The sequence below is a fragment of the Streptomyces physcomitrii genome (assembly GCF_012273655.1).
Lineage (GTDB): Bacteria > Actinomycetota > Actinomycetes > Streptomycetales > Streptomycetaceae > Streptomyces > Streptomyces physcomitrii.
Window position 1 is genome coordinate 581,471 of record NZ_JAAWWP010000001.1, and the last position, 20,106, is coordinate 601,576.

At 74.0% G+C, this 20,106-nt stretch carries 18 protein-coding genes; 9 read left to right on the forward strand and 9 right to left on the reverse strand.

The features are described from left to right. Positions 1 to 22 precede the first annotated feature (22 nt). The 5 genes from HFV08_RS32035 to HFV08_RS02400 all read right to left on the reverse strand — a co-directional run bounded on the left by HFV08_RS32035 (position 23) and on the right by HFV08_RS02400 (position 4,523). Positions 23 to 148, reverse strand: coding sequence for a hypothetical protein (locus HFV08_RS32035; RefSeq protein ID WP_281373197.1), 126 nt, complete (start codon positions 146 to 148; stop codon positions 23 to 25). Between the two features lie 68 nt (positions 149 to 216). After that, complete coding sequence (locus HFV08_RS02385) at positions 217 to 684, reverse strand: cobalamin-dependent protein (RefSeq protein WP_210429719.1); 468 nt, start codon at positions 682 to 684, stop codon at positions 217 to 219. A 48-nt stretch (positions 685 to 732) separates the two neighbouring features. Next, positions 733 to 1,953, reverse strand: a complete 1,221-nt coding sequence (locus HFV08_RS02390; protein WP_168535279.1) for a fatty acid desaturase family protein — start codon at positions 1,951 to 1,953, stop codon at positions 733 to 735. Positions 1,954 to 2,505: 552 nt separating this feature from the next. Beyond that, a complete protein-coding gene (locus HFV08_RS02395) occupies positions 2,506 to 3,759 on the reverse strand; it encodes a helix-turn-helix domain-containing protein (protein WP_168535281.1) in 1,254 nt (417 codons plus the stop codon). 338 nt (positions 3,760 to 4,097) lie between these two features. Beyond that, positions 4,098 to 4,523 carry an ArsR/SmtB family transcription factor gene (locus tag HFV08_RS02400; protein ID WP_168535283.1) on the reverse strand — a complete coding sequence of 142 codons (426 nt, stop codon included), beginning with the start codon at positions 4,521 to 4,523 and terminating at the stop codon, positions 4,098 to 4,100. A gap of 80 nt (positions 4,524 to 4,603) precedes the next feature. Here HFV08_RS02400 and HFV08_RS02405 point away from each other — a divergent pair, with 80 nt between their 5' ends. Next, positions 4,604 to 6,028, forward strand: a complete 1,425-nt coding sequence (locus tag HFV08_RS02405) for an MFS transporter (protein WP_168535285.1) — start codon at positions 4,604 to 4,606, stop codon at positions 6,026 to 6,028. Between the two features lie 80 nt (positions 6,029 to 6,108). On the opposite strand, the gene HFV08_RS02410 is transcribed toward HFV08_RS02405, so the two are convergent. Then, positions 6,109 to 6,648, reverse strand: coding sequence for a winged helix-turn-helix transcriptional regulator (locus HFV08_RS02410; RefSeq protein WP_168535287.1), 540 nt, complete (start codon positions 6,646 to 6,648; stop codon positions 6,109 to 6,111). Between the two features lie 83 nt (positions 6,649 to 6,731). Here HFV08_RS02410 and HFV08_RS02415 point away from each other — a divergent pair, with 83 nt between their 5' ends. The 8 genes from HFV08_RS02415 (at position 6,732) to HFV08_RS02450 (ending at position 16,603) form a co-directional block, all read left to right on the forward strand. After that, positions 6,732 to 8,189 carry an MFS transporter gene (locus HFV08_RS02415; protein WP_168535289.1) on the forward strand — a complete coding sequence of 486 codons (1,458 nt, stop codon included), beginning with the start codon at positions 6,732 to 6,734 and terminating at the stop codon, positions 8,187 to 8,189. 180 nt (positions 8,190 to 8,369) lie between these two features. After that, on the forward strand, positions 8,370 to 8,984 hold the full coding sequence (locus HFV08_RS02420; protein WP_168535291.1) for a GNAT family N-acetyltransferase: 615 nt from the start codon (positions 8,370 to 8,372) through the stop codon (positions 8,982 to 8,984). Positions 8,985 to 9,059: 75 nt separating this feature from the next. Then, positions 9,060 to 9,431, forward strand: a complete 372-nt coding sequence (locus tag HFV08_RS02425) for a hypothetical protein (protein WP_168535293.1) — start codon at positions 9,060 to 9,062, stop codon at positions 9,429 to 9,431. A gap of 232 nt (positions 9,432 to 9,663) precedes the next feature. Next, a complete protein-coding gene (locus tag HFV08_RS02430; protein WP_168535295.1) occupies positions 9,664 to 10,083 on the forward strand; it encodes a YciI family protein in 420 nt (139 codons plus the stop codon). 313 nt (positions 10,084 to 10,396) lie between these two features. Next, complete coding sequence (locus HFV08_RS02435) at positions 10,397 to 11,746, forward strand: RNA polymerase sigma factor (RefSeq protein WP_168535297.1); 1,350 nt, start codon at positions 10,397 to 10,399, stop codon at positions 11,744 to 11,746. 250 nt (positions 11,747 to 11,996) lie between these two features. Next, positions 11,997 to 13,463 carry an aldehyde dehydrogenase family protein gene (locus tag HFV08_RS02440; RefSeq protein ID WP_168535299.1) on the forward strand — a complete coding sequence of 489 codons (1,467 nt, stop codon included), beginning with the start codon at positions 11,997 to 11,999 and terminating at the stop codon, positions 13,461 to 13,463. A gap of 69 nt (positions 13,464 to 13,532) precedes the next feature. Continuing rightward, a complete protein-coding gene (locus tag HFV08_RS02445; protein WP_168535301.1) occupies positions 13,533 to 15,107 on the forward strand; it encodes a GMC family oxidoreductase in 1,575 nt (524 codons plus the stop codon). Further along, a complete protein-coding gene (locus tag HFV08_RS02450) occupies positions 15,107 to 16,603 on the forward strand; it encodes an APC family permease (protein WP_168535303.1) in 1,497 nt (498 codons plus the stop codon). Before HFV08_RS02445 ends, HFV08_RS02450 begins: the two co-directional genes overlap by 1 nt. Before the next feature lie 55 nt (positions 16,604 to 16,658). Here the strand turns inward: HFV08_RS02450 and HFV08_RS02455 are convergent, their stop codons facing one another. The 3 genes from HFV08_RS02455 to HFV08_RS02465 all read right to left on the reverse strand — a co-directional run bounded on the left by HFV08_RS02455 (position 16,659) and on the right by HFV08_RS02465 (position 19,988). Next, positions 16,659 to 17,675, reverse strand: coding sequence for an MBL fold metallo-hydrolase (locus HFV08_RS02455; RefSeq protein WP_168535305.1), 1,017 nt, complete (start codon positions 17,673 to 17,675; stop codon positions 16,659 to 16,661). A 105-nt stretch (positions 17,676 to 17,780) separates the two neighbouring features. Then, on the reverse strand, positions 17,781 to 19,145 hold the full coding sequence (locus HFV08_RS02460) for a GH1 family beta-glucosidase (protein ID WP_168535678.1): 1,365 nt from the start codon (positions 19,143 to 19,145) through the stop codon (positions 17,781 to 17,783). A 243-nt stretch (positions 19,146 to 19,388) separates the two neighbouring features. Then, positions 19,389 to 19,988, reverse strand: coding sequence for a TetR/AcrR family transcriptional regulator (locus HFV08_RS02465; RefSeq protein ID WP_168535307.1), 600 nt, complete (start codon positions 19,986 to 19,988; stop codon positions 19,389 to 19,391). Between the last annotated feature and the right edge of the window lie 118 nt (positions 19,989 to 20,106).

Here is a 20,106-nt window from a genome sequence, read left to right on the forward strand (position 1 = left end):
GGTTCACTGGGTGTGCGGACGTTCACCGGACCTCCCCGAACGGCCGGGGTAAGCGGTCGATGTCGTCCCGGAGCATCCGGCCGCTGTCGCGGGCGCGGGCGAGCACGTCCGCGGCGTTCGGCTTGCCGAGCCCCCGCACAGGGGCCACGGACTCCTCGCGCGAGGGGAGTCCAGGCCCGGAGGGCTCCCCGGACCGGTGCGGCAGGCGCGGCAGCGTCATGAGGAGGCCGCGGCCGGTACGCCGGTACGGCCGGCCGGGTCCGCTGCCCTGCGGGCCAGCCCGTCGAGGAGCGGGAAGAGTTCCTCGGGGCGCTCCAGGATGTGGTCCACCCCGAGTCGGTAGAGGCGTTCGAGGTCCGAGTCGTGCTTGACGCTGCCGACGGAGAGGTTGCCGCCCACCACGACCGGGCAGCGGATCAGCTCGGCCGCCCTGGCCGCGGGGAGGTCGTGCAGGTCCGCGTGGATGTGCCCGTTGAGGCTGCCGATGAGCACCGCCAGGGCGTCCGGGTGCCGACCGCAGGCCTCGGCGAACTCCGCCACCTCGGTGCAGGTCCCCAGGTTGATCACCAGGTAGCCCCGGGCGCGCAGGGCGTGCGCGATGAGCTGGTTGGCCACGGCGTGGCTGTCACTGGCGGCGACCCCGAGGATCACCACCCGGGAGGCGGGGGCGGAGGACATCGTCATGGCGGAGTGCCTTTCTCGCAGGGGCGGGAGGGCCGGGGCCGGAGGCGGTCAGTCGTCGAAGGCGGCGAACAGTTCGCGCTTGCTGACCGAGGTGATCTGGTGCACGTCGAACTCTTCGGGGTCGGCGATGGAGAGCGAGTCGAAGACCCGGTTGACGGCGGCGACCAGTCCCCACTCCGCCGTGTACGCGGGCCAGCCCCGGTGACCGCTCTCCAGGTCCTGCTGCCGCACGAAGAGGTAGTTGTGCCACTGCCGGCTCGCGGGGTAGCGGTGGTGGTAGTCGTGGACAACGGTGTCGCCGGTGAGCACCAGGTAGCGGCTCGGGAAGTGCAGGCAGGCCATGCGTGCGCTCCAGCGCAGCCAGGCCAGTGCCCGGCGCGGCAGGGGGAGTGCGGGGTCGGGCGCGCGCTCCCCGAGGAAGATGGCGTTGGTGAGCCCGGCGAAGTACTCCTTGCCCCTGCGCACGGTCGTGTCCGGCGCCGGGAAGGTGTGCTTGACGCACAGCCGCAGGGTGTTGCTCATCTGGTAGAGCGGGACCAGCGGGACGAACCAGACCAGGAGCAGGGCCGGCCACAGCCCGAGCAGGCTCGCCGCGAGCGCGGTGCCGCCGTACAGCACCAGGGCCGTGGCCTTCTCCGCGGGGGCCGACTTCTGGGCGAAGGAGCGGACGCGGGCGATCGCGAACGCGAGGTGGAAGCGCGGCGAGGACATCTTGCCGAGCACCCGGCGCCACATCTGTCCGCGGGTCATCCCCGGGTGCAGATCGAGGCTGATCAGGAAGGCCTGGACGGTGGGGTCGCGCAGGGTCATGTGGTGGACCGCGTGGTGGTCGCTCACATGCTCCTTGCTGTACCGGGCGAAGTTCTGGATGACCAGCAGGCTGGAGACGGAGTAGCCGATCGCCGTGTCCAGGCCGCGCCGGGCATACATGTTCCGGTGCGAGCACTGGTGGAAGATCATCATCCGCAGGTTGCGCATGCCGTGCAGCGTCATCGCCCAGCCCGGCAGGAGGAGCAGCAGGTACCAGGCGCCGAGCGCGTACCCGGTGGTGCTGATCGCGAGACCGGCGAGCATGCTCGTCCAGGCCGCGCCCAGATGGAAGCCGGGGGACATCGGCAGGGCGCGCTGCCCCGCCAGGGCTTTGCCCGTCATCAGTGTCAGAGGCATCTGCAGGAAGCCCGGCAGGACGCGGAGCGATTCGCGTACGTCGGTGTCGCGTGGGGCGTTCAGCTCCGGTGTGCGGGCCTCGTGCGCACTGTGGACGGCCATGGGTGCAGGTCCCTTCCGTGGTGCTGTCGCTGGGGCGCTCCGGGGCCCGGGCGGGCGCAGGCATGCCGGAGCGCCGCAGGGGCTCGGGGTGCGGGGGTGCGCGGGTGCGGGGCGCTCCGGCCGCCGGGACCGCCGCGGCGCTGAGCGCGTGCGGAGGTGCCGGGGCAGGAGCGGGCAGGCGTCGGTGCCGTCCGCGGTGGTGGGAGGTGGCAGGAAGTGCGGTGGCGCAGTCGGTTCTCGGGCTGGCACGGCGACATGCGTACCTTCTGTGAAGGCGCCGTCACGCTACCGATATCTGTCACGTATGGTCAAGTGATGCTCTGCGTCTGTCATATCTAGTCAGATCACTCGACCCTGGCCTATCGTGAGTCAAGGCTGTTGACTGAACTTACGGAGTTGCCAAGGGAGTTGGACCGCCCGGGGACGGGGCGCACCGGCGTGAGGCAGACGGGGGAAGGGGTCCGGAGGGTGACCAGGTTGGCGGCCGCGGCAGCCGCGGGGACCGGCAGGGGCCGTGCGCGGGCGCCGGGGAACTCCGCCGCCCGCCGGGGCTCACGAGGTGGCGGGGTCCGTTTCGCCGAGCGCCGTCGCGAGCGACTTCCACGCCTCGGCGGCGAGGTCGAGACAGCCGGCCTCCTCCGCCTCGACGGCGACCCCGTGCATCAGGTGCCGCGCCACGACGGGCTCCCCGAGGCGGGAGAGGTACTGCGCGCGCAGCAACCGGGTGCGCAGCAGGTCCTGGAAGGAGAGCAGGCCGGTCTCCTCCGCCTCCGCCGCGGCCCTGCGGGCCTCCTCGAAGCGCCCCTCGGCCCCGTGCAGCCGGGCGGTGAGGGCGAGCAGGGACGCCAGTTGCGCGGGCCCGCCGACCAGCCGCAGCGCCGTGGCGGCCTCGTCGATCCACTCCTGTACCCCGTCGCTGCGCCCGCAGCGCAGCCGCAGGGCCCCGGCCGCCATCCGCAGCCGCGCCCACTCCGCCAGGTCGTCGTGGCTGTCCAGGGTGGCGAGCGCCCGCTGCATGAGCTGGTCGCCCTCGTCCGCCCTGCCCTGCCGGACCCGGACCCCCGCGCAGGTCCAGTAGGCCTGGGCGGCCGTCTTCGCGGCGATGGCGTCGGTGAGGCCCAGCAGTCCGGGCACACGCTCCCCGGCCCTGGCGGTCGCCCCGGCCTCCGTCTCGGCGGCGATCAGCGCCATCAAGGCGCGCGCCCGCACCGGGGCGGGCGCCTGCCGGGCCGCCACCACGGCCTGCTCGCCTGCCTCCAGGGCGGCGTCGATGCGGCCGAGGGCGCGCTCGTCGCGGGAGAGCTGGGTGAGCACGGTCGCGTGCACCGAGTCCTCGTCCCAGTGCGCTATGACCGAGAGCAACTGCCGCAGCGTGCGCACGCGTTCGGGCAGCGCCCGCATCCGCCCGTACGCATCGGCGAGTGTCCACAGCAGGTGCCAGCGCCACACGGAGCCGTCCCCCTCGTGCGGGACGGCGTGGGGTTCCAGCATCTCGACGACGCGGTGGTGGTCACCTTCGCGCAGCGCGGTGGCGGCCTGGGCCAGCAGGCCGCAGATAGCCGCCTCGAAATCCTGGCGCTCCGCGTCCGCGGCGCCGTCGTCGCCGATCAGCTCCTCGACCGTGGTGCCCAGTCGGCTGGCCAGGTGGTGCAGGGCCTGGGCGGACGGCAGCCGGTTGCCTGCTTCGAGCCGTGAGACGTAGCTGGCGCTGACCTGACGGCCGGCCAGCTCCGTCTGCTTGACGCCCCTGTCCAGCCGCAACTGCTTCAACCGCCGCCCGAACTCGGGCTGCTTGACCGTCGCCATCGCCAGCCCGCTTCCAGCCGAAGGATTTTCTGCGTGTCTCGTGCAAAGGGGTCCCTGTGTCCGCTTCCGGCCGCGCCGGACAGCCTCTCGTACCCAGTCCGGCCGGAGGACGGCAGGACCCGGCGGAGAGGGGGAGTCCGGGGGACGGAGAGACCGTCGGACCTGGAGTGGCCGTAAAGTACCGACCGGCCGGACGGAAATATCTTGACCATCTTATGACCCAGGGTGTCAACCAGCAATCATCCATGGGTACCGGGGTGGCCAACTCCTCGGCGGCGCCCGTCACGTGGAGCCGCTCTCGGCGTGAAATCGAGGCTTCGGGGCGCTCGGGGCGGCCCTCATCGTCCCGCCCGCCCCCCGGCCGGCTCCTCGGGCTCCTCGCTGAGGACCAGGTCGAGCAGGCCCGGGAAGCGCGCGTCGAACTCCTCGCGGCGCAGCCGGTTGAGGCGGCGGGAGCCGACGTCCCGCTGCTCGATGAGCCCCGCGTGCCGCAGTACCTCGAAGTGATGACTGCGCGTCGCCTTGCCCACGGGCAGGCCGAAGGTCCCGCAGGCCCGGTCCCAGTCCGGCGAGGCGGCCAGCACGCTGACGATGGTCCGGCGTACGGGGTCGGCGAGCGCCCGCAGGGCGTCGTGCAGGGCGACTTCGCGGGGGTGGTGGTGCGTCAGACTGCGGGCGCGCTGGGACGCGTGGGCGGCGCCGGATCCGGCGCCGCCCGCCGGTGGTGGGCTTGACTCGCTGTTCGGCGCGGGACGTACAGTCATGGTGATCGACCTCCGTCGAACACTTTAGACCGTGTGGCTTCGAGAGCGCGACCGTACGTCTGCGCGCGGATGGGCTGAGCGTGAGTGGTGAAGAGGTGGGCGCGCTGCGTCCCGCCGGGGCGAAGGCCCCCGATGCCCGAGCCGGTGCCCCGGCTGCCGGAGGACTCGCCCTGCTGGCCGTGTGCCTGGGCTTCTTCATGGTCCTGATGGACACCAGCGCGCTGAACGTGGCGCTGCCCGAGATCAGAAGCGAGTTCGCGGGCACCCTGTCCCGCCTGGAGTGGACCGTCAACGGCTACACGATCCCGATGGCCGCCTCCCTGCTGAGCGGGGGCGCCATCGCCGACCGCTGGGGCGCCCGCCGGGTCTTCCAGTACGCGCTGCTCCTGTTCGTCCTGGCCTCCGCCGCCTGCGCGCTGAGCCCGGGCCTCGGCTGGCTCGTCGCGGCCCGGGTGGCCCAGGGTGTCGCGGCCGGAGGCCTGCTGCCCGCCTCGCTCGCGGTGATCGCCCACGGCTATCCGGACCCGGCCGCCCGGTCCAGGGCGCTGACCGTCTGGGGCGGCGTCAGCTCCCTCGCCCTGGTGCTCGGACCGGTGGTCGGCGGTGCCCTGACGGCCGCGGTGAGCTGGCGCGCGGTCTTCCTGATCAATGTGCCGATCGGACTGCTCGCGATGGCCCTCACCCAGTGGCGGGTGGCCCGCTCCCCGGTGCACCACCGGGCCTTCGACCCGGCCGGACAGGCCCTGGCGGTGGCGCTCTTCGCCTGCGGTGTGGGCGCCCTGATCGAAGGCGGCGAGAAGGGCTGGCGCTCGCCCGTGCCCTGGATCCTGCTCGCGGTCACCGGCGCCGCGCTGCTCGCCTTCGCCCTGGTGGAGCGCGCCGTGCGGCACCCCCTGCTGCCGCCGGCCCTGCTCGGGCGCACCCGCTTCACCGCGGGGCTCGTGATCGGCGCACTCTTCCAGTTCGGCGCCTACGGGGCGCAGTTCGCGCTCTCGCTGCACCTGCAGAACGCCTGGGGCCTCGGCGCCCTCGGGGCGGGGCTCGCCTTCGTCCCCTTCGCGAGCATGTGGACCTTCGCCTCCTTCGTCCTGGCCCGCGCGGTGAGCCGTACCGGCCCCAGGCCGCTCCTCGCCGGCGGGGCGCTGGCGGCCGCCGCGGGCGCCGCCGCCCTGCTCCCCCTCGGGAACTCGGCCTCCTGGGGGATCTTCACGGCCGGAAGCTGTCTGCTCGGCCTGGGCGCCGGGCTCATGGGCCCGAGCCTGCCGACCGTCGTCCTCGGCGAACTCCCCTCCCACCACTCGGGTCTCGCCTCCGGCGCGCTCAACGCCTTCCGGCAGGTGGGCGGCGCCCTCGGCATCGCCCTCTTCGGCCTGCTCCTGGAGGACGCGGGCCGCGCCACCGGCCTGCGGGCCTGCCTGGCGCTGGTCGCTCTGGGCTTCCTCGCCGCGGCCGGGACGGTCCTGCGCAGCGTGCGCCCGCGCCAGGCGGCGTCCGCCGGTACGTAGCGGTCCGCCGGCCAGGGGTCGGTGTGCGGTCGACCGGGCCCCGCCGCACGGGGGTTCGGGGCGGGCCGCCCGGCCGCGGCTCAGCCGGCCCGGCCGGTCCCGTCCACGGTGATCGGGGTGAGCAGCCGATGCGGCCCGCCGAGCGCGCGGGAGACCGGGTCCTCCCGGGGCTGGTCCGGGGTGCCGGGGCGCATCATCACGTCCTCGGGCGGGACGGGCCGCAGGCACTGCGGGCAGCTTCCGTGGCGGTCGAGCCGGGTGCCGCAGTCCGCGTGGCTGAACAGGGTCCGCGCGCCCCGCTCGGAGACGTGCCGCTCGCCCCACTGCGCGAGCCCGTACAGCGGCAGCCACAGCTCCCGGCCGGTCTCGGTCAGGACGTAGCCGTAGCGGGTGGGGCTGGACTGGTAGGTCTCCTTGCGCAGGACTCCGGCGGCGACCAGCGAGCGCAGCCGGGAGGTCAGCACGGCGCGGGGGATGTCGAGGTGGGCCAGGAAGTCGTTGAACCGGCGCACGCCGTAGAAGGCGTCGCGGACGATGAGCAGGCTCCACCGCTCCCCGACCACTTCCAGGGCGCGCGCGAGCGAACAGTCCTGCTGTGCGTAGTCGGTTCCCAGCGCCATGGCGCCCACCTTAGCAACGAGTGCGGTCACCAGATCCATGTGCTAACCTCCCCGGGTTCATTGAAGAGACCTAGGGGGAGTGCATGTCCGGAGTCGCCGCGCCGCGGTCCTCGGAGCCGTCGGCGCGCAGCGCGCGTCTGACGCTGCTGACCGCCAGTTTCGGGACGCTGCTGGTACTCGTCGACTACACCTCGCCGCTGACCACGCTGACCCCCACCGCCGCCTCCCTGGGCGCCGGACTCACCGCGCAGACCTGGACCCTCACCGGCACCCTCCTCGGCCTGGCCGCGCTGCTGCTGACCATGGGGAGCGCGGCCGACGACTTCGGTCGCAAGCGCGTCTTCGGCGCGGGCGCCGTCCTGATGCTGTTGTCGACCGCGCTCTCCGCGGCCGCCCCCAACACGGGGATCTTCCTGACCGGCCGGGTCCTCCAGGGCTGCGCGGGCGCGGCCCTGCTCGCCCCGAGCCTCGGCCTGGTCGGCCACGCCTTCCCGACGGGCCCGGCCCGCATCCGGGCGACCGGCGTCTGGGGCGCCGCGGTCGGCCTCGGCATCGCCATCGGCCCGGTGTATGCGGCGCTGCTGGAGAAGGCCGCCGGGTGGCGCGCGGTCTACTGGGTCCTCGCCCTGCTGTCCGCCGTGGTCCTGCTCCTCACCGTCTTCGGTGTGGAGGAGTCGCGCAACGAGCGCCCGCGCAAGCTCGACCCGCTCGGCGTGCTCACCCTGGGCGCGGGTGCCTCCTGCCTCATCGCGGGCCTCGCGGAGGGCCGTTACGGCTGGGGCCGCACGATGGTGGTCTCGCTCCTGGTGGCCGGGGTCCTGCTGCTGGCGGCCTTCGTCGTGGTCGAGTCCCGGATCCCCGAGCCGATGCTGGACCTCGCGCTGCTGCGCAGCCCCGGCTTCGTGGTCTCGTGCAGCGGGGCCCTCTTCACCGGCCTGTCCATCGTCGGCCTGATGAGCTACCTGCCCACCGTGCTGCAGAAGTCCCTCGGGCAGTCACCGCTGGCGGCCAGCGGCATCCTCGCGATCTGGTCCGGGCTCTCCTTCGTCGCCGCGCTCCAGGCCCGGCGGCTGGCGACCCGGGTCTCCGCCATCAGCCAGGTCGCGGCCTCCCTGCTGGTGTGCGGCATCGGCGAGGCGGCCCTCTACGGCATGCACGAGGGGGACTCCTGGGCGCGCCTGGTGCCCGGACTCGCGATCGCGGGCATCGGCAGCGGTGTGCTCAACGCCGCCCTGGCCCGCCTCGCGGTGGCCAGCGTGCCCGCACACCGCGGCTCGATGGGCTCGGGCGCCAACAACACCGCCCGCTACCTCGGTTCCTCGCTGGGCGTGGCCCTCACCGTGACCCTGGTGGCACAGGCCTCCTCCTCCGAGGGCCCGGCGGAGGCCACCGCCCTCGGGGCCAACGACGCGGTGCTCGCCGCCGCCGCCCTGTGCCTGGTCGGCGCGCTGATCAGCCTGTGGGGCCGGATCGCGGAGCGCCGCGCGGAGCGTGCCGCCGGGGAGGACGCCGGGCCCGCCGCGGTGAAGACGGCCGCCTGACTCCACCACCGCAGGCGCCCACTGTCGAAGGCACCGCACCACCGGCGACCCCGGAGGCGCGGTGCCTTCGGCCATGGGCGTCCCGGTCACTGTCCGCAGGCGGCTGCCACGCGGCGGTGACCATCGCCTAGGCTGCCAACGCGCGGACAGATACGGTCGGTTGGGCGGAAGGACGGCGGCATGGGTGTGGCGATCCGGCGGGCACGGGAAGCCGACAGGGAGGCCGTCACCCGCCTCCTCGACGAGGCCTTCCGGGACGACCCGGTGAGCAGCTGGGTCTTCCCCGGCCGGGAGGCACGGCTCGTCAAGCACCCCTTGCTCATGGGCGCCTTCCTGGACGTCGCGCTGAGCGAGGGCTACGTCGACCTGGCCGAGGACGGCTCCGCCGCCGCGCTGTGGCTCTCGGTACCGGCGGGGGAGCCGGAGGAGCCGGACGACGGGCCCGCGCTGATGCGCCAGGCCGTGGACCCGGACAACGAACGCGTCGAGGCGGTCGGCCGCCTCACGGCCGCCGCCCACCCGAGCGAGCGCCCGCACGAGTACCTGATGCTCATCGCGGTCTCCCCGCAGCGCCAGGGCGAGGGACTCGGCACCGCCCTGATCCAGCAGGTCCTCGAACGCTGCGACCGCGAGGGACTGCCCGCCTATCTGGAGGCCAGCAGCGCCCGCAGCCGCGGACTCTACGAACGCCTCGGCTTCGCCTTCCGGGGCCGCACCGTCGATCTGCCCGAGGGCCCGCCCATGTGGCCCATGTGGCGCGAGCCGCGCGGCGGCACGGCACCCCTGGAGTCGTAGCGGGGTGAGATCCCGCTGGTGCCGCGGGGTCCGCTCCCCGATGCCGGGCAGCCGGGGCAGACCTATCCTGAGGGCATGGTCGGCAGAGGGAGCAGTGCCGCCGGTGAGCCGCGGGAGCAGCGGGTCTGCCCCGCCTGCGGGGACCCGGTGGAGAGTGCCGTGCACCGCCGCAAGACCCTCGGCGCCTATGTGCCGGTCTGGGGACCGGGGCCCTGCCGCAACCCCGAGTGCCGCGCCTGTGCGGATCCCGAGGCGCCCGCGGCGGAGCCCCCGGAGACGTACCACCGCCCGCATCGCACGCAGGCCCCGGAGCACCTCGGCCCCGCAGCCCACCGCCCGGGCTCCCGCGGCCCGAAGCCCCCTCCCGCGGAGGGTTCCGGCACCGCCGCCGCGGGAGGCGCCGAGGGGAGGCCGCGCGGCCAGGACCCGGAGGCCCCGGCACCTTGAACACCGGCCGTACGGCACCCGCCCCGCCTGCCCGCCGCGGGCGACCGGAGGCGGCATTCCGGCGGCGCGGAGGACGCGGCGCCCCTGGAACAGAGGACGCGGCACCCCCGGAATCCGGCCCGCCGGAAAATTCCGCGAGAAAGTCGCCGGGGGTTGTCGAGGAACCGGGACCGGCTCCGACGTCCCCTGTGAGAGCCGCCCGGAAGGGGCGGACCGGACGAAGGAGCGAATCATGAAGTACCTGGTGATGGTCCGGGGCACGCAGGCGGACTACGAGGCCATGGCGGGCAAGGGTTCCGCCGCGAGCCCGGAGTGGAACGAAGAGCAGGTGCAGGAGATGTTCGCCTTCATGGGCCGGCTCAACGACGAGCTGGCCGAGTCCGGCGAACTCGTCGACGCCCAGGGCCTGACCGAGCCCGCCCGCGCCCGCACCGTGGGCAAGGACGAGAACGGCGAGCTGGTGGTGACCGACGGACCGTACGGCGAGACGAAGGAGGTGCTCGCCGGGTACTGGGTCCTGGACTGCGCGAGCTACGAGCGGGTGACCGAGATCGCGGCCCGGGTCCTCGACTGCCCGCAGCCGGAGGGCGCCCCCAACCCGCCGGTGCACATCAGGCCGATCGACTCCGGCCCCGGCGACAGTGCCGCCTGAGCGGTACGCGAGGGATGCCGCGGCGCGGCAGGACGCCGCGGCACCCGCCGCCGTACCGGGGAGTCCCGCACCTGGAACGCCCGCGCCCGCAACACCCGTACCGGGCAATCCCGCACTCGCTACGCCCGCACCGGAGGGCCCCGAGCCCGGAACGCCCGCACCGGAGGCTTCCGCACCCGGAAGACCGGCACTCGGAAGAACCGCGCCCGGAACGCCCGCGCCCGGGACCCCCGCCCCCGGAACTCCCGCCCCCGCCAAGGAAGCCGGCGCCGCCCGGCAGTCCGCCGCGCAGGCCGGGCCGGGGCGGCGGGCCGTGGCGGAGCCCCGTACCGAGGAGCTGCTCCGGCGGCACGCGCCGCAGGTGCTCGGCGCGCTGGTGCGGCGGTACGGGCACTTCGACTCGGCCGAGGACGCGGTGCAGGAGGCGCTGCTCGCGGCGGCGGGGCAGTGGCCGTCGCAGGGGGTGCCGGAGAATCCGCGGGGCTGGCTGATCCGGGTGGCCTCGCGTCGCCTTGTCGACATGCTGCGGGCCGAGCAGTCCCGGCGGCTGCGCGAGGAGAGGGCGGCGGCCCTCACCCCGCGCGAGGAGTCCACCGCGCCCGAGCCGGGGCTGAGCCGGGTGGCCGCCGAGGACGACACCCTCACCCTGCTCTTCCTCTGCTGCCACCCGGAGTTGCCCCCGCCCGCGCAGATCGCGCTCACCCTGCGCGCGGTCGGCGGACTGAGCACCGCCGAGATCGCCCGGGCGATGCTGGTGCCCGAGGCCACCGTGGCCCAGCGGATCAGCAGGGCGAAGAAGCGGCTCCGCGGCCAGCGCTTCGGGCGCCCGGACCGCTGGCGGCTGCGGCTGCCCGCCGTACTGAAGATCCTCTACCTGATCTTCAACGAGGGGTACACGGCCTCCTCCGGCGCGGGGCTGCAACGCGCCGAGCTGGCCGGGGAGGCGATCCGGCTGACCCGTACCGTGCACCGGCTGCTGCCCGAGGACGGCGAGGTGGCCGGTCTGCTCGCGCTGATGCTGCTCACCGACGCGCGCCGGGCCGCGCGCAGCGGTCCCGGCGGCGAACTGATCCCGCTGGACGAGCAGGACCGCGGCAGCTGGGACCGGCCCGCGATCGACGAGGGCGTCGCCCTGGTCACCGAGGCGCTCTCGCGGCGCCACCCGGGCCCGTACCAGCTGCGCGCCGCCATCGCCGCGCTGCACGACGAGGCGCCGGGCCCCGAGGAGACGGACTGGCGGGAGATCCTGGAGCTGTACGAGATCCTGGTGCTGATGGTGCCGGGCCCGGTGGAGCGCCTGAACCGGGCGGTCGCGGTGGCCAAGGTGCACGGTCCGCGCGCCGGGCTCGCCGAAGTCGACGCGGTGGCCGGGGAGTTGGCGGGCAGCCACCGACCGGACGCGGTACGGGCGCATCTGCTCGAAGAGGCCGGCGACTGGCGGGCGGCCTGCGCGGCCTACGAGCGCGCGGCCGGGACCACCCTGAGCCTGCCGGAGAAGCGCTACCTCCACACCCGCGCCCGCCGCCTGCGCGAGGCCCACGGACCGTCCGGGGCCGAGGCACCCGTGCCGCACACCGACCCCGCGACCGAGGAGCCGCGCGCCGCGGACGAGCCGCGCGCCGCCGAGGAGCCGCGCGACACCGATCCGCCGCCGGGCGCCTGAGCCCCGTACCTGGGGACACCTGAGCCCCGCACGCGGCACGCCTGACCTCCCACCCGCGCCCCCCCCGCCAGCCACGACCCCCTCCGCCCCGCACGCCGCCCCGCCCCCCGGCGACTAGCCCGACGGGGTTGCGTTCCCCCGCGCCCGGGCCCCTTCTTCGGTGCGTCCCCGGGTGCGGGGGCCCGGGGACTGAACGATGTCTCCGTTCCCCGTGGGGTCCGCGCGGGGGAGGGAGTGAGGAGAGCGGCGCATGGCTGAGCTGTACATCGACGGCGAGTGGGTTCCGGCAGCGGCGGGCGGCCGACGGGATGTGGTGAATCCTTTCGACGCCTCGGTCGTCCGGTCCGTGGACGAGGCGGACGCCGCCGACGTCGACCGCGCGGTGCGGGCCGCCGCGCGCGCCTTCCGCGAGGAGGACTGGGCCAGGGCTCCGGTCCGGCGCCGGGCCGATGTGCTGTTCCGGGTGAGCGAGCTGCTGCGGCGGGACGTGGAGGAGATCGCCCGTACCGAGACGCTCGACACCGGCAAGACGCTCACCGAGGCGAGGATCGACGTCGAGGACGTGGCCGCGGCCTTCCGCTACTTCGCCGAGACCGCGGGCAAGGACGGCGGCCGGGTGGTCGACGTCGGCCCCGGGGTGCTGAGCCGGGTCGTCTACGAGCCGATCGGCGTCTGCGCGCTCATCGCCCCCTGGAACTACCCGCTCCTGCAAGCCTCCTGGAAGGTGGCACCGGCGCTCGCGGCGGGCAACACCTTCATCCTTAAGCCGAGCGAGACCACCCCGCTGAGCACCCTCGCCCTGATCCGCCTGATCGAGGAGGCCGGGGCCCCGCGCGGGGTCGCCAACCTGGTCCTCGGCTCCGGGGCCACCGTCGGCGCCGCGCTGACCGCCCACCCGGACGTGGACCTGATCTCCTTCACCGGCGGCCTGGCCACCGGGCGGCGGATCATGGCGAGCGCCGCGGAGGGCGTGAAGAACATCGCCCTGGAACTCGGCGGCAAGAACCCGAACCTGGTCTTCGCGGACGCCGACTTCGACGCCGCCCTCGGCTTCGCCCTGGACGCCTCCTTCCTGCACTCGGGCCAGGTCTGCTCGGCCGGTTCCCGGCTGCTCGTCCAGGACACCCTGCACGACCGCTTCGTCGAGGCGCTCGCCGAACGGGCCGCCGCGATCCGGCTCGGCGACGGCCTGGACCCGGCCACCGAGAGCGGGCCGCTCAGCTCCGCCGAGCACCGGGACAAGGTGGAGGCCTACTTCGCGATCGCCCGCGAGGACGGTGCGCGCCTGGTCACCGGCGGCGGCCGCCCGGACGATCCGGCCCTGGCCCGCGGCTTCTTCCTGCGGCCCACCGTCTACGCGGACTGCGAGCGCTCGATGCGGATCGTGCAGGAGGAGGTCTTCGGCCCGGTGGTGACCGTCGAGCGCTTCCACGACGAGGACGAGGCGGTCGCGCTGGCCAACGACACCCGGTACGGACTCGCGGGCGGCGTGTGGACCAGCGAGGCCAGCCGCGCCCAGCGGGTCGCGAACCGCCTGCGGCACGGCACGGTCTGGATCAACGACTTCCACCCGTACCTCCCGCAGGCCGAGTGGGGCGGCTTCGGCCGCTCGGGGGTGGGCCGCGAGCTGGGCCCGACCGGGCTGCGCGAGTACCAGGAGGCCAAGCACATCTACCAGAACCTCCACCCGGCGCCCTCCGGCTGGTTCAAGGGCTGAGCGCCCCGCCGGGCCGCAAGCAGGCCGGACGACAGCAGAGCCGACGTGACGCGAGGGAGCAGACGCGCGATGAACGAGCAGCAGACAAGCGGAAGCAGTGAGCCCGCCTACGACTACGTCATCGTCGGCGGCGGCACGGCGGGCTGCGTGCTCGCGGCCCGGCTGACCGAGGACCCCGAGGTGCGCGTCTGCGTGGTCGAGGGCGGCCCCAGCGACGTCGGCGACGACCGGATCCTGAAGCTGCGCAACTGGATCAACCTGCTGGGCTCGGAGTTCGACTACGGCTACACCACCGTCGAGCAGCCGCGCGGCAACTCGCACATCCTGCACTCCCGGGCCCGGGTCCTCGGCGGCTGCTCCTCGCACAACACCCTGATCAGCTTCCTGCCGCTGCCCGAGGACCTGGACGAGTGGGTGGCCGCGGGCTGCGAGGGCTGGGACCCGGAGACGATCCTGCCGTACCGGGACCGGCTGCGGAACAACATCGTCCCCGTCGCCGAGCAGGACCGGAACCCGATCGCCCGGGACTTCGTCACCGCGGCCGCCGCCGCGCTCGGTGTCCCGGTGGTCGAGGACTTCAACGCCCGCCCCTTCGCCGAGGGCGCGGGCTTCTTCTCGCTCGCCTACGAACCGGAGGGCAATCAGCGGTCCTCGGCCTCGGTGGCCTACCTCCACCCGGTGCTCGACCGCCCCAATCTGACCCTGCGCCTGGAGACCTGGGCGTACGAGCTGCTCCCGGACGAGGCGGGGCGGCTGACCCGGGTGCGGGTGCGGGGCGCGGACGGCACCGGGACGGTGCTGCGGGCGGAGCGCGAGATGCTGCTGTGCGCGGGCGCCGTGGACACCCCCCGGCTGCTCATGCTCTCCGGTATCGGCCCCGCCGAGCAGCTGCGCGAACTGGGCATCGCGGTACGGGCGGACCTGCCGGGGGTCGGCGAGAACCTGCTCGACCACCCGGAGTCGGTGATCGTCTGGGAGACCGCGGGGCCGCTGCCGCCGAACTCCGCGATGGACTCCGACGCCGGGCTCTTCCTGCAGCGTGACACCGACGGGCCCCGGCCCGACCTGATGTTCCACTTCTACCAGGTGCCCTTCACGGTCAACACCGAGCGTCTCGGCTACCCGCCGGTGGAGCACGGGGTGTGCATGACGCCGAACGTGCCGCGGGCCCGCTCGGTCGGCCGGATGTGGCTGCGCAGCGCCGACCCCGAGGAGAAACCGGCCCTGGACTTCCGGTACTTCACCGATCCCGGCGGCCACGACGAGCGCACCCTGGTGGAGGGCCTGAAGATCGCCCGCGAGGTCGCCGCCACCGCCCCGCTGCGCGACTGGCTGGTCCGCGAGGTGGCCCCGGGCCCGGAGGTGCGCACCGACGCCGAACTTTCCGCGTACGGGCGGAAGGCGGCGCACACCGTCTACCACCCCGCAGGCACCTGCCGGATGGGCGCGGCCGACGATCCGATGGCGGTGCTCGACCCGCAGTTGCGGGTGCGCGGCCAGGAGGGGCTGCGGGTGGTCGACGCCTCGCTCTTCCCGACCATGCCCACCGTCAACCCGATGGTGACCGTGCTGCTCGCCGCCGAGCGCGCCGCCGACCTCATCCGGGGCGCCCGGGCCGGCGCCCGCCCGGGCGGTGAGCGCTGATGGCCGGGGCGAGCCCGGCCGCGGGCGCGCCGGGCCAGGACGCGCAGGGCTCGGAGTTCCGCAAGGACATGGGCCCCTGGGCCAACTTCGCCCTCGGCTTCACCTACCTCTCGCCGGTGGTGAGCACGTACACCCTCTTCGGCACCGCGCTCGCCGACGGCGGGCCGCCGATGATCTGGGCCTTCGTCCTCGCGGGCGCCGGGCAGTTCCTGGTGGCGCTGGTCTTCGGCGAGATCGTCGCGCAGTACCCGATCGCGGGCGGGGTCTACCCCTGGGCGCGCAGGCTGTGGGGCAAGCGCTGGGCGTGGATGACCGGCTGGGTCTACATGTGGGCGCTGCTGGTGACCATCACCTCGGTCGCCTACGGCGCCGGGCCCTATATCGCCATCCTCTTCGGCTTCGACCCCACCGTGCACACCACGGTGCTGTGCACGGTGGTGCTCATCGTGGTGGCCGTCCTGATCAACTACGCCGGTACCCGGGTGCTCTCCTGGGCCGCCGTCATCGGCTTCGGCGCCGAGCTGATCGGCGCCCTGGTCGTCGGCGTCTACCTGCTCTCCACCCACCGCCACCACAACCTCGGCGTCCTCTTCGACACCTACGACACCCAGGGCGACGGCTCCTATCTGCCGGTCTTCCTGGGCGCGGCGATCATCGGCTTCTACCAGTACTACGGCTTCGAGGCCTGCGGGGACACCGCCGAGGAGGTCGCCCACCCGGGCAAGGTCATCCCCAAGGCGATGCGCCGCACCATCTACGTCGGCGGCGCCGCGGCCACCTTCACCTGCCTGACGCTGCTGCTCTCGGTCGTCGACTACCAGGCGGTCATCTCCGGCGAGGACACCGACCCGGTGGTCAAGGTGCTCTACGACGCGATGGGCGAGACCGGCGCGCGCCTGGTGATGGCCGTGGTGCTGATCTCCTTCCTCTCCTGCACGGTCAGCCTGCAGGCCGCGGCGGGGCGGCTGATCTACTCCTACGGCCGGGACGGGATGATCGTCGGGCACCGGTTCCTGCGGAAGTTCGCGCACGCCCGCGCCGTCCCGGGCTACGCCCTGCTGGTCTCGGCGGTCATCCCGGCCGCCATCGCCTTCGGCTCGCTCATCTCGACCGACGCCCTCACCAAGATCGTCTCCTTCGCGATCCTCGGCATCTACGCCGCCTTCCAGATGGTCGTCCTCGCCGCGCTGCGCGCCCGCCTCAAGGGCTGGCGCCCGGCCGGGGAGTTCACCCTCGGCCGCTGGGGACTCCTGGTGAACGCGGGCGCGCTGGCCTACGGCATCTTCGCCATCGTCAACATCTGCTGGGCGCGCACCCCCGAAGTGGCCTGGTACGACAACTACATCGTGCTCCTGTGCGGGGCGGTGGTCTTCGGCGCCGGGCTGCTCTACATGTTCACCACCCACCACTACGGGCGCAGCGACGCCCCGGCCGGGGTCGCGATCCCGGCACCGGAGGAGCGGGCCGGGCGCGAGGGCCCGGGCGGCACCGGCTGACCGGCGGCGGGCGGCTGCCGCTGCCGGTCCCGGCGGTCCCGTCGCTTCCGTCGCCTCAGGCGAAGCGGGGCAAGGCGGCCCGGGGCCCCCGGTCGTGGGCCGGGACGAGGAGCAGCTCCGGGTTGGCCTCCTGGAGCCGGTGCAGCAGGCCGAGGTTGGCGCGGACCCGGGCTGCGTCGTGGTCGACGAGGCAGCAGGAGACCCACGGGCGCTCCGCCGGGAGGTCCACGCCCTCGCGCTGCCAGGCCTGGTCGCCGATCAGGCACAGGTCCCGGCCCGGGGTGCGCACGAAGACCAGGACGGAGCCGGGGGTGTGGCCGCCGACCGGGACGAGCACCACGCTGCCGTCGCCGAGCAGGTCGTGGCTCTCCGGGAAGCCCGCGTAGGGGCCGTTGTCGAAGTCGTAGAGCTGATAGTTCAACTCCCCGAAGCCGCGGATCAGTTCCGTGGGCCGACCGCCCGTACGGATGAAGTCGCGTTCGGCGGCGTTGACGTGGACGGGGACGCCGGGGAGGTCCTCCAGGCCGCTGACGTGGTCCCAATGCGCGTGGGTGAGGACCACCGAGACGTCCCCGGCGCCGAGTCCGCCCGCGGCGAGCCGGTCGGCGAGCGCCACGTCGAGTTCGATCGCGGAGACGGCGCGCATCAGGCGCGGGACGGTCCGGGTGTGCTCCCGCAGCCGCCGCCCGAAGCCGGTGTCGACGAGCAGGGTGCGCTCCGGGTGCCGTACCACCAGGCTGTCCATCCCGAAGACCAGCTGCTCGAAGCCGCCGCCCCGGTAGGCGAAGACGGCGTTGGACCGCATCACCCCGGTCTCGGCGACGCTCACCGAGACGTCCACGCCCGGGGCGGGCGGCAGCGCGAAGTCGAAGGGCGAGCCGGGCAGGGCGATCTCCCGCCGCCGGAAGGAGCCCGCGACGGCCACCGCTCCGGCGACGGCGGCCGAGACCCCGGCGGACACCCCGGCGACGGTCCGCGCCCGGGACCTCCCGTGCCCGCCGCCCACCGGTGAAGTCACCGGCCCCGTACGGGAGTTCGGCGCAAGGCGGCGGCGGGGGCTGACTGCGGACATGCGTCCTCCAGGGCGATACCGGAACCGGTCTCTCCGGCCCGTACGGGGGCGGCTGCCCCGGAGCACCGCCGGGGAACCACCGTACGCGAGCCGCCGAACCCCGGGTCAGGACGCCAACTCCCCCTTCACCAGGCGCCGGTACCAGTAGTACGAGTCCTTCGGGGTGCGGGCCAGGCTCTCGTAGTCGACGTGCACCAGGCCGAAGCGCTGGGCGAAGCCGTGGCTCCACTCGAAGTTGTCGGTGGGGGACCAGTGCCAGTAGCCGCGGACGTCGGCGCCCTCGCGCAGGGCCGCGTGCAGGGCGCGGACATGGGCGTCCAGATAGGCGATCCGGCCGCGGTCGTGGATGCGGCCGTCCGGGCCGGGCTCCTCGGTGCCGGGCCGCTGGGAGGTGCCGTTCTCGGTCACGATCAGCGGGGGCAGCAGCTCGCCGTAGCGCTTGGTGAGGGTGAGCAGGGTCTCGTAGAGGCCGCTCGGGTCGGCGTCGCCGCCGAGGCCGGTGCGGGGCAGCCCGGAGTCGACGGTGACGAAGGGGGCGTCCTCGGGGAGCCGGTAGCCGTTCATCTCGCGGGAGCGGCCGGGCATCGGGGCGCCGACCGTGGTGGGGCTGTAGTAGTTGAGCCCGTAGAAGTCCAGCGGCGCCGAGATGGTGGCGAGGTCCCGCTCGACCGGGCCCGGCATGGCGGCCGCGTAGCCCTCGGGGTAGCGGCCGGTGAGGATCGGATCGGACCAGAGCCGGTTCCACAGCGCGTCGCTGAGTTCGGCCGCCGCGAGGTCCTCCGGCAGGGCGGAGGCCGGGCGCTGCGGGGCGTGCGGATTGGCGGTGCCGATGCGCCGGGCGCCCGCGGCGCGCAGCGCCCCGACCCCGAGACCGTGGGCGAGCAGCTGGTGGTGGGCGGTGGGCAGCGCCTCGAAGAGCAGGCTCCGGCCGGGCGCGTGCTCGCCGATCGCGTAGCCCAGCATGGTCTGCACGACCGGTTCGTTGAGCGGGATCCAGTACGCGACCCGGTCGGCGAGGCGTTCGGCGACCGCCTCGGCGTACCGGGCGAAGTGCTCGGCGGTCTCCCTCGTCAGCCAGCCGCCCGCGTCCTCCAGGGGCTGCGGCAGATCCCAGTGGTAGAGGGTGAGCGCGGGGTCGAGTCCGGCCGCGCACAGGGCGTCCACCACCCGGTCGTAGAAGTCCAGGCCCTTGGGGTTGACGGGCCCGGTGCCGTCCGGGACGACGCGGGGCCAGGCGACCGAGATCCGGTAGACGTCCACCCCCAACTCCCGTACCAGCGCGATGTCCTCGCGGTAGCGGCGGTAGAAGTCGGTGGCCACCAGGGCGGCGTCGCCGTTCGCGATCCGGCCGGGCTGTGCGCAGAAGGTGTCCCAGATGCTCGGGCCGCGGCCGTCCTCGTCCACGGCGCCCTCGGTCTGGAAGCTCGCGGCGCCCACGCCCCAGGCGAAACCGTCGGGAAAGCGGGGCATCGGGTCGGTGGGGGTCACGGGTACCGCCTTCGCTCGCGGGTGCCGACTGCTCCGGCACGCGTCCTTGGGGTGCGTCCTTCGGCCGGTCTCGGTTCCTCGGACGAGGATGGCGAGCCCCTCTGATGCAGGTCAAGGGTCTGGGTCGGTCGACCTGGAGCGGGCGGGAATCCGGCCGGAAGCGTGCCGACGGGTGGCGGAATCCATCCCTCCGTTCCCGTCGGGAGGTGTTCCGGCCAGGCGGGGCTACTCGGGGACCCGGACCAGGGCGAGGACGTGGTCGGCCGTGGTGTCCAGGACCTCCGCGGCGCCCTCCTCGTCGCCGAGGACGAGGAAGTTGAGGGTGAGGCCGTCGGTCATCACCGTCAGATAGCGGGCCAGGACCTCGATCGGCACCCGCGGCTCGAAGCCGGTGACCTCGGCCAGCTGCCGGATCACGGCGGTGTTGGAGGCGGTGTACTGCTCGTACTGGCGCCGGGCCAGCTGCTCGAACCCCGGCTGGCGCAGGGCGTACTGGGTCAGCTCGTAGGTCAGCATGTGCTCGCCGGGGTTGGCGACCACATGGTCCCAGTACGCCTGGAGGGCCCCGCGGACGGTCTCCCGCAGGCTGGGGCGGGGCTCGACGGCCTCCCGCACCCGGGAGACCGAGTGCTCGGTGATCGTCTCGATCACGGCTTCCAGGAGAGCCTGCTTGGAGTCGAAGCAGTAGTGGAAGACGCTGAGCGAGACCCCGGCCTCCGCGCAGATCGAGCGGGTCGTCGTCTTGGCCACGCCGTCCCGGGTCATCGCCCGGATCGCGGCCTCGACCAGCTGTACGCGCCGCTCGGCCGAGGGCATCCTCGCCATCTCCGTACGCCTCCTCGGATACCGCCCGCCTCGTCGCGGGCGCCGCGCCAGCCTATCCGTCCGGGACGCTTGACCTGGACGCCCGGGGGCGGGCTCCCGTACGTGCGGCCCGGAGCCC

What these genes read in the sequence shown, in the direction of transcription:
- HFV08_RS02455 (WP_168535305.1), bottom strand. Translation starts at nt 17,675, where the DNA reads ATGTCCGCAGTCAGCCCCCGCCGCCGCCTTGCGCCGAACTCCCGTACG.
- HFV08_RS02425 (WP_168535293.1), top strand. Translation starts at nt 9,060, where the DNA reads ATGGTCGGCAGAGGGAGCAGTGCCGCCGGTGAGCCGCGGGAGCAGCGG.
- HFV08_RS02395 (WP_168535281.1), bottom strand. Translation starts at nt 3,759, where the DNA reads ATGGCGACGGTCAAGCAGCCCGAGTTCGGGCGGCGGTTGAAGCAGTTG.
- HFV08_RS02460 (WP_168535678.1), bottom strand. Translation starts at nt 19,145, where the DNA reads ATGCCCCGCTTTCCCGACGGTTTCGCCTGGGGCGTGGGCGCCGCGAGC.
- HFV08_RS02410 (WP_168535287.1), bottom strand. Translation starts at nt 6,648, where the DNA reads ATGGCGCTGGGAACCGACTACGCACAGCAGGACTGTTCGCTCGCGCGC.
- HFV08_RS02465 (WP_168535307.1), bottom strand. Translation starts at nt 19,988, where the DNA reads ATGGCGAGGATGCCCTCGGCCGAGCGGCGCGTACAGCTGGTCGAGGCC.
- HFV08_RS02445 (WP_168535301.1), top strand. Translation starts at nt 13,533, where the DNA reads ATGAACGAGCAGCAGACAAGCGGAAGCAGTGAGCCCGCCTACGACTAC.
- HFV08_RS02390 (WP_168535279.1), bottom strand. Translation starts at nt 1,953, where the DNA reads ATGGCCGTCCACAGTGCGCACGAGGCCCGCACACCGGAGCTGAACGCC.
- HFV08_RS02440 (WP_168535299.1), top strand. Translation starts at nt 11,997, where the DNA reads ATGGCTGAGCTGTACATCGACGGCGAGTGGGTTCCGGCAGCGGCGGGC.
- HFV08_RS02430 (WP_168535295.1), top strand. Translation starts at nt 9,664, where the DNA reads ATGAAGTACCTGGTGATGGTCCGGGGCACGCAGGCGGACTACGAGGCC.
- HFV08_RS02415 (WP_168535289.1), top strand. Translation starts at nt 6,732, where the DNA reads ATGTCCGGAGTCGCCGCGCCGCGGTCCTCGGAGCCGTCGGCGCGCAGC.
- HFV08_RS02385 (WP_210429719.1), bottom strand. Translation starts at nt 684, where the DNA reads ATGACGATGTCCTCCGCCCCCGCCTCCCGGGTGGTGATCCTCGGGGTC.
- HFV08_RS02400 (WP_168535283.1), bottom strand. Translation starts at nt 4,523, where the DNA reads ATGACTGTACGTCCCGCGCCGAACAGCGAGTCAAGCCCACCACCGGCG.
- HFV08_RS02420 (WP_168535291.1), top strand. Translation starts at nt 8,370, where the DNA reads ATGGGTGTGGCGATCCGGCGGGCACGGGAAGCCGACAGGGAGGCCGTC.
- HFV08_RS02450 (WP_168535303.1), top strand. Translation starts at nt 15,107, where the DNA reads ATGGCCGGGGCGAGCCCGGCCGCGGGCGCGCCGGGCCAGGACGCGCAG.